Genomic DNA, 13,905 nt, shown 5'->3' on the forward strand with positions numbered 1-13,905 from the left:
CACGACCCGCCTTTACGCGGGTCGATAAAACGTTCAGCCGCAAACTGAATAATAATGATAAGAGGATCCGGGGCAAATATGACACTTGATGCGTTATATCAGTTATTGAAAACTGTATTACCACCTGACACCGATTCAGCCGATGATTTACAGGATTTTATGGCCATGCTTATGGCGACGAAACATCACTCTGAGAATCTGTCACCGTTTTCGCAGCGCGTATACATGCTGTCCGTTGCCCATCGCGACCCTAAGCAAGCGGCTGCGCTGATTTCAGCCTGTCATCCTGAAGCAGGAAAGCCCCTTCCGCTGCTCGACTTCTCCGGCTGGCCGCACGTGCGTTACGCCACGTCGGGTGAATTACAGACGCCTGAGACTGAAGAATATTTTCACAGGATTTCGTCTGCCGCCACGATATTACGCGGTGCAATTATTGACGCTGAGCAGCAGAAAAACACGCCAGCATTTTATATTCTGGATAAGGTACTCAGCCTGAACAGCGCTTTGCCAGAACGCTATAAAAAGATGGCCAACATCTCTTACTCATAACGGTATTAATAAACCCGGCTTTCATCGTATTCCAGGTAATCGATATCCAGAGCCGGAACGACCGGGGTATGGTTTTGCAGCCAGCCCAGAAGGTGCTGGATGCTCTCTCTTTTGAGCGAATTTTTTGGCCAGACGAGGTAGTAACCATCTCCCGTCGCGATAGCTTCCCTGAACGGCAGGCCCAGCAGGCCGCTTTTCAGGGCATCAAGCGTGAGATGCAGGTCGGCGATAGCGATGCCGTGCCCGTTCATCGCGGCGATACTTCCCTGTTCAAGGGTATCAAACACCATGCCGCTGCTCATATCGAGCCCCGGAAACAATCCTGTTCTTCGCAGCCAGCGCCGCCAGTCACGTCTGTCCGGTGAAGGATGAATCAAATCGCATTGCGAAAGCTGCTGCCGGGCCGGTTCGATAAGCGATGGGGTGCAAACCGGGATAAGCCATTCATGAAAAAGCAGCTGGCTTTCCGTTGTCTCACCAAAACGGCCATTACCGAGAAGGATGGCGCAGTCGTATGGCTCAAGATTGAAATCAACGGTGTCAATGTCCATCCAGACGCTGGCAATCTCCACCTGCGGTTTTGGATGGTTGTTGCGAAAAGATCGCAGCACGTCGAGAAGCCATCTCATGGTCAGGGTGCTGGGTGTTTTTAACCGCAGCAGATGGTTTTCACTGCGAAATGCCCGGCAGGCCCATTCAATGCTCGTGAAGCTTTCGTTAAGCTGTCCGGCAAGCACTCGCCCGGCTTCAGTGACCTCCACGCGAGGACCTAGCCTTTTGAAAAGCTCGCAGTCGAACCACAGTTCAAGGGTACGGACATGTCTGCTGACCGCGCCCGGCGTAATATTGAGCGTTTCAGCGGCTTTACTGAAGGAGTTCAACCGCGCAGCAACTTCAAACGCACGCAGTGCATACAATGGCGGTAAAGACATAGCGTCCCTTAAATGAAAATTTCATTATGCTAAAACTTGTTCCGGGGCAACGCCAGCAAGTAAATTATGGAGAAAAACAATGATCCCCAATATACCGAGTCATAGCGATAGGGGTCAAAATCTATATGCAAAAAGCTGCTGACAAACTCGTAGCCATTGGCAAAGATGTTTATCTGAACGGCTGCAATAGCGATTACAAACACCCTATACACGATAAATAGCGGGTATTTATGCAGCCTGTGAACTTTTAGTTTGCCGAGATAAAGCAAGAGAAAAATTGCAATAGATACAATGAAATAGGCCACGGCAGGCCAAACAGGTGGATGAAGCGAAAATTCTAACTCTTGAGACATAATCAATTCTCTTTTGCTATCTGGTACATCTGCCACCCCGTAATGCTCCCACTGGTCAAATCCAGCGCCATTGCGGTTTTAAAAGCCTCTTGCCAACCTCTGATATAATCGTGGAATAAACTCCAGGACCTCTCTCTGGGACCCAAAACTTTTCTGCCCGCACCATATGCCGATAAAGAGAGATCAACGACGCCATAGACTAAGTCAGCCTGGTTATTACCATAACCTAACTTCGTAGCAGCAAATCTAAAGGGATATCGGATCTGGAAGGCACGCTTAACGAAAAACAGGGAATCGCTGGTCATAAAAACGCGTCACAGACAGCACGTTATGATAGAAAAATTCCTATAGTTCCGGTAGTCGGATGGCAGTAATGCCCTCTTTTTATGGTGAAGCCGAATGGCGAAAGAATGGCGAATGGCGAAAATTAGGAAATAAAAAACCACCTTTCGGTGGTTTACACGACACTGCTTATCATTGATTTTATTCTAGTTTTCCCATGGTAGCCGGAGTGGGACTTGAACCCACACAGCGCGAACGCCGAGGGATTTTAAATCCCTTGTGTCTACCGATTCCACCATCCGGCCAGGGAAGAAAGTGGAGGCGCGTTCCGGAGTCGAACCGGACTAGACGGATTTGCAATCCGCTACATAACCGCTTTGCTAACGCGCCTTAAATCTTTTGTCTTTCGGCCTGCACCCGCAAACTGCCGATGCATTAATCTGGAGCGGGAAACGAGACTCGAACTCGCGACCCCGACCTTGGCAAGGTCGTGCTCTACCAACTGAGCTATTCCCGCATGTTATCAAGTAACTATTTAACGCCTTGCTAAGCACTTGATTTCATTATCGTCCGGCTTACTGTGCCGCCGTTCGATGCGTTGCATTCTACTGATATGACGTTATGAGTCAACGTTATTTTTTGCATCTCAGGATCGTTTGCTGAAAATTAAGCCGAAACGATCACTGTTCAAGCAAATCACCGCGCGCAGCGTTCAAATATTGCAACATTGACCACAATGTCAGCACCGCCGCAACCCACAGCAGACCAATGCCGGCCCACTCTACCCAGGCATTCGGACGCCACAGCATCCACACCAGCGCCGCCATCTGCGCAGTGGTTTTAACTTTACCGATCCAGGACACCGCCACGCTGCTGCGTTTACCCAGCTCCGCCATCCACTCGCGCAGGGCAGAGATAATAATCTCACGGCCAATCATGGTCGCGGCAGGCAGCGTCACCCACCAGGTATGATAATGTTCCGCCACCAGCACCATCGCAATTGCCACCATCACCTTATCCGCAACCGGATCGAGGAACGCGCCAAAGCGGGTACTCTGGTTCCAGCGACGCGCCAGATAACCGTCAAACCAGTCCGTCACGGCGGCAATCAGGAAAATAAGCGCACAGGCAAAAGGCGCCCAGACGACCGGCAGGTAAAATGCCAGGACGAAGAACGGAATGAGCACAACGCGAAAGAGAGTAAGCAACGTAGGGATATTAAATCGCATGATGACGGTAACTGTCTGTTGTCAGTAAAATTTAGCTCTATGTTGCTACAGAGCCCTCAATGTTTCAACGAGTAGTAGATCTTTTCTGCCAGCCCTTGCGAAATACCCGGCACTTTTGCAATTTCTTCCATACTGGCGTTGAGTAATCCTTGCAATCCGCCCATATACTTCAACAGCATCTGGCGACGTTTTGGCCCGACGCCTTCAATCGTCTCAAGGGTACTGGTATTTTTCACTTTCGCCCGTTTTTTGCGGTGTCCGCTAATGGCATGATCGTGCGACTCATCTCGGATGTGCTGGATCACGTGCAGTGCAGGGGAATCTGGCGGCAGGCTAAAGCCCTCGCCTTCCGGCTCAAAGAACAGCGTTTCCAGGCCAGCCTTACGATCTGCCCCTTTCGCTACCCCTAGCAGCAGCGGATGGTTCTTATCCCACTCCACGTCGAGCGATTCGAATACCGCCTTCGCCTGCCCCAACTGCCCTTTCCCGCCGTCGATAAGGATAACGTCCGGGATTTTACTCTCTTCAATCGCTTTACCATAGCGACGACGCAGCACCTGATTCATGGCGGCATAATCGTCACCGGGCGTTATACCGGTGATGTTATAGCGACGATACTCTGCCCGCAGTGGGCCATTGGCATCAAAGACCACACACGACGCCACGGTCTGCTCACCCATCGTATGGCTGATGTCGAAGCATTCCATGCGTTTCACTTCCGGCAGCTTGAGCAGCGCAGCAAGCGCGGTTAAACGTTGGCTGACGGTCGATTGCTGGGAAAGTTTGGTGGTCAGCGCCGTGGCGGCATTGGTTCGCGCCAGCTTCAGATAACGCGCACGATCGCCGCGCGGTTTCGTCTGGACATTCACCCGGCGACCTGCCAGCTCTGAAAGTGAGTCCGCCAGCAGGGTTTTATCGTCCAGCGTGAAGTCGAGCAGGATCTCCGAGGGCAGCGTACGCATCTGGCTGCCCTGCAAATAAAACTGGCCGACAAAGGTCTCCACCACTTCACCCATCTCAGTCCCGCCCGGCACTTTCGGGAAGTAACTGCGGCTGCCGAGCACTTTGCCCTGACGAATAAACAGCACGTGAACGCAGGCCAGGCCGGCGTCAAAGGCAACGCCGATGACATCGAGGTCGTCGCCCGTATTGGAAACAAACTGCTTCTCGGTCACCCTGCGCACCGCCTGGATCTGGTCGCGGATGCGTGCGGCCTCCTCAAATTCCAGCGCCGCGCTGGCTTTTTCCATGCGGGTAATCAGTTGCGTCAGCACCTGATCGTCTTTCCCGGCTAAAAACAGGCGGACATATTCCACCTGCTGCGCGTACTCTTCTTCGCTCACCAGCCCTTCAACGCATGGTCCCAGGCAGCGGCCAATCTGATATTGCAGGCATGGCCGGGAGCGGTTGCGATAAACGCTGTTTTCGCACTGGCGAACAGGGAAGATTTTTTGCAAAAGCGCCAGCGTTTCCCGCACGGCATAACCATTCGGGAAGGGGCCGAAATATTCACCTTTCGCATGCTTAGCGCCACGATGCATCGCCAGCCGCGGGTGCGTGTCGCCGCTCAGGAAGATAAACGGATAGGACTTGTCATCACGCAGCAGAACGTTGTAGCGCGGCTGATACAACTTAATGTAGTTGTGCTCAAGGAGCAGCGCTTCCGTTTCCGTGTGCGTTACGGTGACATCAATGTTGTGTATAAGTGCGACCAGCGCTTCGGTTTTACGGGAGGCAAGGTTGCTGCGGAAATAACTTGAAAGGCGTTTCTTCAGATCTTTCGCCTTACCGACATAGATAACCGTACCGCCAGCATCATACATCCGGTAGACGCCAGGCTGGCTGGTGACGGTTTTCAGAAATGCTTTTGAATCGAACGCTTCACTCACTGACTTATTAACGACTCCGCATTGCACAAACCATGGCGAATGGCCAGGTGAGTCAGTTCGACATCACCGTGGATGTTCAGTTTACTGAACATCCGATAGCGATAGCTGTTGACCGTTTTCGGGCTGAGATTCAGCTGTTCAGAAATCTCATTCACCTTCTGACCTTTAGTGATCATCAGCATAATCTGCAATTCGCGCTCAGACAAACTGGCAAACGGAGATTCCGTTTTTTCCGGTTCAATCTGACTCAACGCCATCTGTTGAGCAATATCAGAAGCGATATAGCGCTGCCCTGCGTGAACGGTGCGGATCGCATTGACGACTTCCTGCGGTGCAGCACCTTTACTGAGATACCCCGCAGCCCCCGCCTGCATGACCCTGGCGGGCAGCGGATTTTCGGTATGGACGGTCAGCATGATGACTTTGGTATCAACAAACATGCGCGCGATTTTGCGCGTGGCTTCAAGCCCGCCAATACCGGGCATGTTCATATCCATCAGCACCACGTCTGCGGAGTTCGCGCGACACCATTTGACGGCATCTTCGCCACAGCACGCCTCGCCGGCTACTTTAATACCCTTTATATCTTCAAGAATGCGTCGTATCCCTGCGCGCACCAGTTCGTGGTCATCAACAAGAAGGACGTTGATCAAAGGAAATGTCTCCAGAATAGGGATAACGCTACTGACTGCTAATTGGGTTTATATTAACGGTTTTCCATGCAAGATTAAAACGCTAAAAAATCGGCTATACGATTCGGGTCTCGTTTTTGGAAATTAGGCTGTACAGTAAGTGGAAAGAAAACCCATGTGTACTGGGCTTTACCGCTATTTTTTTAGCACCAGCATTCAAAAAGCCACCAAAACATTTGTTAACGTAAACTAAAAAATGCTCTCATTTTTTTGTAACAACAATTAACGGATGGCGTACCGGCGATAAACATTTAATTGTCGCTAACATATTGGGCAGATTACCTTCATAATCCGCACCGGCCAATAATCAATACGCGTAAAAGTATAAAAAACAACCACTGCATTTTTTGCCGCAGCTTGTGGTATACTCCGCCGCCTTAACTTTCATCGTCGCGCTCATGCGCTGTTTTATAATGAGGAAAATAAATGAGCACACCTGAATTTGCCACTGCCGAGAATAACCAGGAACTGGCACAGGAAGTAAACTGCCTGAAGTCGCTGCTGACGCTTATGCTACAGGCGATGGGCCAGGCTGATGCTGGACGTGTGATCATTAAAATGGAAAAACAGATCGCGCAGATGGAAGATCAGGCGGAATCCGCTGTTTTTGCCAATACAGTTAAGCAAATTAAACAAGCCTACCGCCAGTAACAAAAAAGGCTGGATGCAATGCATTCAGCCTTCTCCTCGTCTGACACGCAGAACGTGATATCAGTCAAATAAGCCCAGTCGCCGCGGCATAACACGCTATCTGGATCTTATTCGGCGCGTTGAATTTCTTCTGCATATTCTTCTGATGGAAGTTGACGGTATTTTCCGAGATGGAAAGAATGATGGCGATTTCTGCCGACGTCTTCCCTTCTGCGGTCCACTTCAGAATTTCCCGTTCACGCTTGCTGAATTTCATTTCCGGCGGCATCACCGTCTCATGTTCAAAGCGCAACAGTGTAGTGAGCGCCATCTGAACCAGCATTTGTAAACGCAGCTCAATCTCTTCACTGGATATCGAGTGTGCCTGTAAGCTAGTACATGACACGGAGAGGAAGCCGAGCGCATGATTTGGCAGCATCAGACACTGGGTTATTCCCTTACGTAAACCGTGGTCCCGAGCGCCGTCCCATAATTGCTGGGCATCCGTGAATAATTCATCCGTCCAGGGCAAATGACCCTGAATGAAATTCTCCGGCTTCAGTACCGGGTCAATGGCGAAATAATTCTCGGATTGATATTGCGCCATCCATTGTTGCGGATAACTGGAATGGACGGATGTTCGCGGGCGGGTAAATGGCACAGGGTGTCGAACACAAAGCGCATAATAATCGAATTCAAGCGCCTGCGTTTGTCGCTGAAGTTCCTGATATACCTCGTCAGCACAGGTCATTTCCTGAAACCGGAGGACGCATTCCCGTCGCCAGGTGAAAAAGTCTATATCCCTCATACTTGCCGAATGAAGCCTCTGATAAAGATAATCATTATTATGGTGAATATAACCTAACACATAAAGCAGGATCATTTATATAAAATATCGACCACAGACGGATTATCTTTAATTTGGCGATGGCTTATCCACATCGGGCGGAATAAAAAATCAACAAAACTGAAGTTATGGGAGGATAATTTGCTCCAGAAGCGACATCTGGAGCAAATTGAGCGTGAAAATGCTACTGCATTAAGAATTTTTCAAGGAACTGGCGGGTTCGAGGCTGCTGAGGATTGGCAAACAGCGCCTTAGCTGGCCCCTGCTCTACTATTCGCCCCTGATCCATGAAAATTGCCCGATCGGCAACGTCGCGAGCGAAGCTCATTTCATGCGTCACAATCACCATCGTGCGTTTTTCCTGCGCCAGCTGTCGGATAGTGTTAAGCACTTCCCCGACCAGCTCAGGATCGAGTGCGGATGTGGGTTCGTCGAACAGGATCACATCCGGGCGCATCGCCAGCGCGCGCGCAATGGCGACACGCTGCTGCTGTCCGCCAGATAACCGACGCGGATAGCTCGTCTCCTTCCCGGCCAGGCCAACCTTCGCCAGCAGCTCGCGGGCGCGGGCCGTCGCGTCTTCCTTTGGTTCACCCTTTACGATGACCGGACCTTCGATAATATTTTCCAGCACCGTACGGTGCGGAAAGAGATTAAAGCTCTGGAATACGAAGCCAACATGCTGACGCAGGCGGCGAATCAGCCCTTTTTGCTGGCTGATGGGTTTCCCGGTATCAATGGTGATATCGCCCACGCGGATCGTCCCGCCTTCAGGCTGCTCAAGCAAATTAATGCTGCGCAACAGCGTGGTTTTCCCTGACCCACTCGGGCCGATAATTGCCACCACTTCGCCCTGCTCAACCTCAAGGTCGATGCCGTGCAGCACCGTTTGCCCGTGGAATTTTTTCACCAGGTTTTTGACGTCAATTGCACTCATTTTGGATCTCGCTCCTGGCGGTTAAGCTGGTTTTCAAAATAGTTTTGCAGGGCGGACAGCACCGTCGCCATCACCCAGTAAATCAGCGAGGCCGCCAGATACATGGTAAACACTTCCAGCGTGCGCGAGGTGATCAGCTGCGCCTGACGGAACAGCTCCGGCACCTGAATGGTCGCCGCAAGCGAGGTGTCTTTCACCAGGCTGATAAAGCTGTTGCTCAGCGGAGGTAGCGCCACGCGCGCCGCCTGGGGCAGGATCGCCCGGCGCAGCGTCTGCCACGGGGTCATCCCGATACTGGCCGCCGCTTCCCACTGTCCTTTATCGATGGACGAGATCGCCGCACGCAGCGTTTCAGAGGTGTACGCCGCCGTATTCAGCGACAGGCCAATCATCGCCGCCGGGATCGGATCCAGCTCGATACCGAACTGGGGCAGCCCGTAGTAAATCATAAACAGCTGGGCGATAAGCGGCGTTCCGCGAAACACGGAGATGTAAAACCGCGCCAGCCACCGCACCGGCCAGATGTTCGACATGCGCATCAGTGCCAGCACAAACCCGAGCACCAGCCCGAAGAACATCCCGCCGATACTGAGCTGTAAAGTAAACACCGCGCCCTTAAGCAAGAACGGCAGCGAATCAATAACCAGTTGAATACTTTCTTGCATTATTATTTTTCTACCTGATTTTTAGACATGGGGATGATAGGCAAACAGCGCAGGCGCCCCGCCAGTATGAACAAACAAAATGGGTCCTTCATCCTTAAAGCGCTTGCGGGCGATACCGTCGATAAGGCCCGCCATCGCCTTACCGGTATAGACAGGGTCAAGCAGAATACCTTCGAGGCGGGCCAGCAGCTTAACGGCCTCCATCCCTTCATCATTGGGGGTACCATAGCCCGGCGCGAAGTAGTCATCCCACAGCAATATTTCCGCCTTCGCCTGAAGCGCAAGCTGTTCTGCCACCGCCTGTTGCAGGGTGACGACTTTCGGCTTTTGATCCGCAACGCTTCTGGAAACCGTCACGCCAATCAACTCTACGTCCGGCATCAGTTGCTCAAGCCCGACCGCTAAACCGGCATGGGTCCCCGCGCTGCCGGACGCCACTACCACCGAGGACAAACTCACCGCGCCTTCGCACTGCTGGGCGATTTCCAGCGCGCTCTCAACATAGCCGAGAGCACCCAGCGCATTCGAGCCGCCAACCGGGATGACGTACGGACGAAAGCCCTGCGCTTCCAGGCGCGTCGCCAGTTCATCAAGCTGTGCAGCCGGGTCGGTCAACGCGTCAACCATTTCAACCTGCACGTTGAACAGATCCAGCATCAGGCGGTTACCGTTAGTCAGGTAATTCTCTGCCTGCGTGCCAATCGGGTTCTCCAGCAGGGCTACGCAGTGAAGGCCCAGCTTCGCCGCCACTGCCGCCGTCTGGCGAACGTGGTTAGACTGAATTGCCCCGGCGGTGATCAGCGTATCCGCGCCCTCGCGCAGGGCATCGGCGGCGAGAAATTCCAGCTTGCGCAGCTTATTCCCGCCCATCGCCATGGGCGTCACATCGTCACGCTTAATGAAAATATCGCGCCCCAGATAGTCAGAAAATCGCGGCAGATACTCCAGCGGCGTGGGTGCGCCGATAAATTCCAGACGGGGAAAGCGCGTTAAATTCTGTAGTGACATGGTTCCTCCGGTCACGCAAACAATTGTTATTTCATTATGCACGCAGACGCACGAGAAATAAAAAAGGCGCTTTTAAAAGCGCCTTTTTTTGTCGGTCAGAGACTTATTTCGTCACGTCTGCGCCGAACCACTTCTCAGAAAGCGCCTTCAGGCTGCCGTCTTTCTGCATTTCAGCAATGGCAGCATCAATGGCTTTCAGCAGATCTTCGTTACCTTTACGCACCGCCACGCCGGACTCCTGACGGGAGAATGCATCGCCCGCGACGGCCAGGGTATTGTTGGTTTTCTTCACCAGATCCAGCGCTGCCAGGCGGTCAACCAGAATGGCGTCGATACGGCCTACGCGCAGATCCTGGTATTTCGTCGGGTCATCATCATAGGTGCGGATGTCCACGCCCTGCACGTTCTGGCGCAGCCACTCTTCGTAGTTGGTGCCCAGACCGACGCCGACTTTCTTACCTTTCAGATCCGCGGCGGATTTGATGCTGCCTTCGTTACCTTTCTTCACCAGCGCCTGGATACCGGAGACGGTGTACGGCGTAGAGAAGTCATACTTCTTCTTACGCTCGTCAGAAATGGTCACCTGGTTAATCACCACGTCGATACGTTTGGAATCCAGTGACGCCAGCATACCATCCCATTTGGTCGGTTTCAGGGAGGCTTTGACGCCGAGATGCTTGGCCAGCTCTTGCGCAAACTCCACTTCAAAACCGGTCAGCTTACCGTCGTCGCCCTGGAAGCTGAACGGAGGATAGGTTCCTTCCAGCCCAACCAGCAGCGTGCCGCGCTCTTTGACTTTGTTGAGCAGATTATCTGCCGCGAACGTTTTCACGCTCATCCCCGCGACCAGCGCAACGGCCATCATCCCCATCAGCGCCTGACGACCCAGAACTGCTAATTTCATAAGTACTCCGATACAGTGGAATTTTTGAGTAGTGTAGAGAAATCGCCTGCAACGTCAAAGGCGGCTGCGCTACATCTTATTCTTTTTTAATATATATCAGAAGTTGTTCCGGCGTGGACTTTCTGCTTTATGACGCCCGGCATCTGGACTTTATATTGCGCGTACTTTCGCAGCGCGATGCGGTAATTGTTGGTACTGGTGGCGGGCAGCCAGGGCTCCAGATTTTCATCCAGGTATCCGGTCGTCAGCAGATCGCGGGAGATATTTTGCATGGTCAAATGCTGACCCAGGCGGCGCAGGCGAACCACGTATTCACGCACGGTGCCGTGACTCATCTCCGTTTGTTCAAACAGGAACTGCTTGAAGCCGATAATATCGAAGAAGTCGCTTTGCTCTTTGCAGTGGAGATCGCCACAGAAACGGCAAAGCGCTACCCACTCTTTTTGCTCTTCAAGCCAGGCGGCTTCATCCATCAGCGTGTCGAGGCGGGAAATCGCAATCTTATTCACGATTTCACCGCGACGAACCAGCGTGATGCGGTCGAGTAATTTTTTACAGTGGGCGCAATGCGTCTGGCTGTGTTTAAAGTCTTTCAGGTAGCGGCTTAAAGGCCGTCTTTTAGATTGCTGCACCGTCATGATAACTCCTGGTTGTCAATACGTTGTGCGGCATTTCCAAGGCGAATGACTCACCTATAACTTACCCAGTTTTGTGCGCAGGCGTTTAATGGCCTGGCTGTGCAGCTGGCTCACCCGTGACTCGCCCACCTCCAGCACGGCGCCAATCTCTTTGAGATTGAGCTCTTCCTGGTAATAGAGGGTTAACACCAGTTGCTCACGTTCAGGTAAAGCTTCAATCGCTTCCATCACGCGCTGGCGTAAATTCCCTTCCAGTAAGTGGTGTAACGGGTTTTCTTGCTGATGCTCATCCGTCACCAGCTCGATGCTATCGCCATGCTCTTCGCGCCACTCATCATAAGAGAAGAGTTGGCTGTTATTGGTATCGAGCAACATCTGGCGATACTCTTCAACAGGAATGCCCAGGCGCTCCGCCACTTCGGTTTCCGTCGCGTTGCGCCCCAGTTCCTGTTCCAGCTGCCCCATCGCATGCGCCACTTCGCGCGCGTTGCGGCGAACGCTGCGCGGCACCCAGTCGCGGCTGCGCAGCTCGTCCAGCATCGCACCACGAATACGCTGCACTGCGTAAGTCGTAAATGCCGTTCCTTGCAGAGCGTCGTACCGGTCAACTGCATTCAATAACCCGATACCGCCCGCCTGTAGCAGATCGTCCAGTTCCACGCTCGCCGGCAAACGCACCTGGAGGCGCAATGCTTCGTGACGCACCAGCGGAACATAACGCTGCCACAGCGAGTGTTTATCCATTACACCTTCAGCGGTATAGAGTGAATTCACGATAAACAGCCCTGCGTTAGTTGAGTTATCGGCATGATTATCCGATTCTGGAGGGGTTTTAATCGGGTGAATAGTGGGTGAAATGAGGGGTTATTTGGGGGGTTACGCTTGTGCGTGGATAGAAAAAACCCCGCCGAAGCGGGGTTTAAGCGTAATCAGGCGATTAGCCTTGCAGCAGAGACAGAACCTGCTGAGGAACCTGGTTAGCTTTGGACAGCACGGAGTTACCAGCCTGCTGAACGATCTGCGCTTTAGACATATTTGACACTTCGGTCGCATAGTCGGCGTCCTGAATACGGGACTGCGCTTCAGACAGGTTGGTGGTGGTGTTGTTCAGGTTGGTTACGGCAGAGCTCAGACGGTTTTGAACCGCACCCAGTGAAGAACGGAAGCTATCTACTTGTGCAATAGCTTTGTCCAGAAGCGCTAATGGATCATTGGTAGATGCGCCACTGAATTCAGCAGTAGTACCGACAACTACTGTTGTTGTTCCAGCAGCTGTCGCAGTATAGTTTTTCCCTTCAACAGTGACATAGCCAGTTGCAGTGCCAGTGTCTTTGGCGTTGGCCATTTTAATGGCGACGCCGTTCTGAGTTGCTGTAGCACCGCTCTCAGTGGTGTAGGCTACATCTGTAGTATCAAGTGTAACTTCACCTGTTGCAGCATTCAGTTTTGCTGAATAGTAATCATCGCCGGATTTGACAACATATTGGTTAGTCGCCGCACCATCTGAATCGAGAACGTTATGGAAGCTCAGGTTTGATGTATCAGTGATACCTAAAGTAGTCGCGGTTCCAGCTGCATAGCTAACAGCTACTGGTGCTGCTGTACCACCCAGATCTACATTGGTAATTGCATCACCAACTTTCAGTTCATTGCCATTTACTGAGAAACCTTTCAGACCCAGAGTCGAGGAATCAATTTGCTGCAGATCGATGGAGATGGTCTGTCCATCGTTCGCGCCAACCTGAATTTTCATAGTGCCGTCTTTCGCCAGCACGTTCACGCCGTTGAACTGAGTCTGGCCCGATACACGGTCAATCTCTTCCAAACGGGATTTAATTTCGTCCTGGATTGAGGTCAGGTCAGAATCAGAGTTAGTACCGGTAGTTGCCTGAACGGTCAGTTCACGAACACGCTGCAGGTTGTTGTTGATTTCAGACAGCGCGCCTTCAGTGGTCTGTGCCAGAGAGATACCGTCGTTAGCGTTACGTGCAGCCTGAGTCAGACCTTTGATGTTAGAGGTGAAGCGGTTAGCGATAGCCTGGCCCGCAGCGTCATCTTTCGCGCTGTTGATACGCAGACCAGAAGACAGACGCTCGATAGAAGAAGACAGAGCGGACTGGTTCTTGTTGATGTTGTTCTGAGTGATCAGCGAGAGGCTGTTGGTATTAATGACTTGTGCCATGATTTCGATTCCTGTTGTTCATCAAATCTGTTTGGTTAGATTTGGGTTTCCACCCTTCGGCTTCATCGCCGTCAAAGGTGTTATCGTCTGGTCCAAACCAACCTTTAGATTTTTTTTCAGGATCGCGTTAATTTTTTTAGCCACGGAAAAGCTCTTCTCTATTACCGT

17 protein-coding genes, 3 tRNA genes and 1 pseudogene are annotated in these 13,905 nt (G+C 52.0%); 4 read left to right on the forward strand and 17 right to left on the reverse strand.

What is annotated here, in order from left to right:
- Positions 1–78 precede the first annotated feature (78 nt).
- Positions 79–549: a hypothetical protein gene (locus tag ACQG0S_RS13710; RefSeq protein WP_023300475.1), complete on the forward strand. Its 471-nt coding sequence runs from the start codon at positions 79–81 to the stop codon at positions 547–549.
- 5 nt (positions 550–554) lie between these two features.
- On the opposite strand, the gene ACQG0S_RS13715 is transcribed toward ACQG0S_RS13710, so the two are convergent.
- From ACQG0S_RS13715 to ACQG0S_RS13725, 3 genes are read right to left on the reverse strand one after another with little or no spacing between them, the layout of a single operon-like run.
- Positions 555–1,481 (reverse strand): LysR substrate-binding domain-containing protein, encoded by a 927-nt coding sequence (locus tag ACQG0S_RS13715; protein WP_046619373.1) that lies wholly within the window; start codon positions 1,479–1,481, stop codon positions 555–557.
- 29 nt (positions 1,482–1,510) lie between these two features.
- On the reverse strand, positions 1,511–1,834 hold the full coding sequence (locus ACQG0S_RS13720) for a hypothetical protein (RefSeq protein WP_048966679.1): 324 nt from the start codon (positions 1,832–1,834) through the stop codon (positions 1,511–1,513).
- Positions 1,835–1,836: 2 nt separating this feature from the next.
- Positions 1,837–2,139, reverse strand: coding sequence for a DUF4225 domain-containing protein (locus tag ACQG0S_RS13725; RefSeq protein WP_225303286.1), 303 nt, complete (start codon positions 2,137–2,139; stop codon positions 1,837–1,839).
- On the opposite strand from ACQG0S_RS13725, the pseudogene ACQG0S_RS13730 reads away from it, so the two are divergent.
- Positions 2,077–2,208: pseudogene (locus ACQG0S_RS13730) on the forward strand (integrase); the annotation flags it as partial. The gene ACQG0S_RS13725 and the pseudogene ACQG0S_RS13730 sit on opposite strands and share 63 nt — an antisense overlap.
- A 126-nt stretch (positions 2,209–2,334) precedes the next feature.
- Here the strand turns inward: ACQG0S_RS13730 and ACQG0S_RS13735 are convergent.
- The 6 genes from ACQG0S_RS13735 to uvrY form a co-directional block, all read right to left on the reverse strand.
- Positions 2,335–2,421 (reverse strand) — tRNA-Leu (locus ACQG0S_RS13735).
- Between the two features lie 11 nt (positions 2,422–2,432).
- Positions 2,433–2,506, reverse strand: a tRNA-Cys gene (locus ACQG0S_RS13740).
- A gap of 51 nt (positions 2,507–2,557) precedes the next feature.
- Positions 2,558–2,633 (reverse strand) — tRNA-Gly (locus ACQG0S_RS13745).
- 163 nt (positions 2,634–2,796) lie between these two features.
- Positions 2,797–3,345, reverse strand: a complete 549-nt coding sequence (pgsA, locus tag ACQG0S_RS13750; RefSeq protein WP_003859652.1) for a CDP-diacylglycerol--glycerol-3-phosphate 3-phosphatidyltransferase — start codon at positions 3,343–3,345, stop codon at positions 2,797–2,799.
- 56 nt (positions 3,346–3,401) lie between these two features.
- Entirely contained in the window at positions 3,402–5,234 is a 1,833-nt protein-coding gene (gene uvrC, locus ACQG0S_RS13755) for an excinuclease ABC subunit UvrC (protein ID WP_022648536.1), read from the reverse strand.
- Positions 5,231–5,887, reverse strand: coding sequence for a UvrY/SirA/GacA family response regulator transcription factor (gene uvrY / locus ACQG0S_RS13760; protein ID WP_017384478.1), 657 nt, complete (start codon positions 5,885–5,887; stop codon positions 5,231–5,233). The genes uvrC and uvrY overlap by 4 nt, the downstream gene beginning before the upstream one ends.
- A 398-nt stretch (positions 5,888–6,285) precedes the next feature.
- Between uvrY and ACQG0S_RS13765 the strand changes: the two genes are divergently transcribed.
- Both ACQG0S_RS13765 and ACQG0S_RS13770 read left to right on the forward strand, forming a co-directional pair.
- Positions 6,286–6,366 (forward strand): hypothetical protein, encoded by an 81-nt coding sequence (locus tag ACQG0S_RS13765; protein WP_418235935.1) that lies wholly within the window; start codon positions 6,286–6,288, stop codon positions 6,364–6,366.
- Positions 6,353–6,577 carry a DUF2594 family protein gene (locus tag ACQG0S_RS13770; protein WP_003859644.1) on the forward strand — a complete coding sequence of 75 codons (225 nt, stop codon included), beginning with the start codon at positions 6,353–6,355 and terminating at the stop codon, positions 6,575–6,577. The genes ACQG0S_RS13765 and ACQG0S_RS13770 overlap by 14 nt, the downstream gene beginning before the upstream one ends.
- A gap of 64 nt (positions 6,578–6,641) precedes the next feature.
- On the opposite strand, the gene sdiA is transcribed toward ACQG0S_RS13770, so the two are convergent.
- The 8 genes from sdiA to ACQG0S_RS13810 all read right to left on the reverse strand — a co-directional run bounded on the left by sdiA (position 6,642) and on the right by ACQG0S_RS13810 (position 13,737).
- Positions 6,642–7,364, reverse strand: a complete 723-nt coding sequence (sdiA, locus tag ACQG0S_RS13775; protein ID WP_032622448.1) for a transcriptional regulator SdiA — start codon at positions 7,362–7,364, stop codon at positions 6,642–6,644.
- 223 nt (positions 7,365–7,587) lie between these two features.
- Positions 7,588–8,340: an L-cystine ABC transporter ATP-binding protein TcyN gene (gene tcyN / locus ACQG0S_RS13780; RefSeq protein WP_023306513.1), complete on the reverse strand. Its 753-nt coding sequence runs from the start codon at positions 8,338–8,340 to the stop codon at positions 7,588–7,590.
- Positions 8,337–9,005, reverse strand: coding sequence for a cystine ABC transporter permease (gene tcyL, locus ACQG0S_RS13785; protein WP_003859632.1), 669 nt, complete (start codon positions 9,003–9,005; stop codon positions 8,337–8,339). The genes tcyN and tcyL overlap by 4 nt, the downstream gene beginning before the upstream one ends.
- 21 nt (positions 9,006–9,026) lie before the next feature.
- On the reverse strand, positions 9,027–10,013 hold the full coding sequence (gene dcyD, locus ACQG0S_RS13790; protein WP_022648541.1) for a D-cysteine desulfhydrase: 987 nt from the start codon (positions 10,011–10,013) through the stop codon (positions 9,027–9,029).
- Positions 10,014–10,116: 103 nt separating this feature from the next.
- Positions 10,117–10,917: a cystine ABC transporter substrate-binding protein gene (gene tcyJ, locus ACQG0S_RS13795; RefSeq protein ID WP_023300481.1), complete on the reverse strand. Its 801-nt coding sequence runs from the start codon at positions 10,915–10,917 to the stop codon at positions 10,117–10,119.
- An 86-nt stretch (positions 10,918–11,003) separates the two neighbouring features.
- Positions 11,004–11,555, reverse strand: a complete 552-nt coding sequence (fliZ, locus tag ACQG0S_RS13800) for a flagella biosynthesis regulatory protein FliZ (protein WP_023300482.1) — start codon at positions 11,553–11,555, stop codon at positions 11,004–11,006.
- A 54-nt stretch (positions 11,556–11,609) separates the two neighbouring features.
- A complete protein-coding gene (locus ACQG0S_RS13805; RefSeq protein ID WP_003859623.1) occupies positions 11,610–12,329 on the reverse strand; it encodes an RNA polymerase sigma factor FliA in 720 nt (239 codons plus the stop codon).
- Between the two features lie 163 nt (positions 12,330–12,492).
- On the reverse strand, positions 12,493–13,737 hold the full coding sequence (locus ACQG0S_RS13810; protein WP_038416320.1) for a FliC/FljB family flagellin: 1,245 nt from the start codon (positions 13,735–13,737) through the stop codon (positions 12,493–12,495).
- Between the last annotated feature and the right edge of the window lie 168 nt (positions 13,738–13,905).

It is taken from the genome of Enterobacter cloacae complex sp. 418I7 (genome assembly GCF_050030705.1).
Lineage (GTDB): Bacteria > Pseudomonadota > Gammaproteobacteria > Enterobacterales > Enterobacteriaceae > Enterobacter > Enterobacter intestinihominis.

Coding starts and splice junctions, on each gene's coding strand:
- ACQG0S_RS13720 (WP_048966679.1), bottom strand. CDS start 1,834: ATGTCTCAAGAGTTAGAATTTTCGCTTCATCCACCTGTTTGGCCTGCC.
- pgsA (WP_003859652.1), bottom strand. CDS start 3,345: ATGCGATTTAATATCCCTACGTTGCTTACTCTCTTTCGCGTTGTGCTC.
- ACQG0S_RS13725 (WP_225303286.1), bottom strand. CDS start 2,139: ATGACCAGCGATTCCCTGTTTTTCGTTAAGCGTGCCTTCCAGATCCGA.
- dcyD (WP_022648541.1), bottom strand. CDS start 10,013: ATGTCACTACAGAATTTAACGCGCTTTCCCCGTCTGGAATTTATCGGC.
- ACQG0S_RS13715 (WP_046619373.1), bottom strand. CDS start 1,481: ATGTCTTTACCGCCATTGTATGCACTGCGTGCGTTTGAAGTTGCTGCG.
- ACQG0S_RS13810 (WP_038416320.1), bottom strand. CDS start 13,737: ATGGCACAAGTCATTAATACCAACAGCCTCTCGCTGATCACTCAGAAC.
- tcyL (WP_003859632.1), bottom strand. CDS start 9,005: ATGCAAGAAAGTATTCAACTGGTTATTGATTCGCTGCCGTTCTTGCTT.
- ACQG0S_RS13770 (WP_003859644.1), top strand. CDS start 6,353: ATGAGCACACCTGAATTTGCCACTGCCGAGAATAACCAGGAACTGGCA.
- tcyN (WP_023306513.1), bottom strand. CDS start 8,340: ATGAGTGCAATTGACGTCAAAAACCTGGTGAAAAAATTCCACGGGCAA.
- sdiA (WP_032622448.1), bottom strand. CDS start 7,364: ATGAGGGATATAGACTTTTTCACCTGGCGACGGGAATGCGTCCTCCGG.
- tcyJ (WP_023300481.1), bottom strand. CDS start 10,917: ATGAAATTAGCAGTTCTGGGTCGTCAGGCGCTGATGGGGATGATGGCC.
- ACQG0S_RS13710 (WP_023300475.1), top strand. CDS start 79: ATGACACTTGATGCGTTATATCAGTTATTGAAAACTGTATTACCACCT.
- fliZ (WP_023300482.1), bottom strand. CDS start 11,555: ATGACGGTGCAGCAATCTAAAAGACGGCCTTTAAGCCGCTACCTGAAA.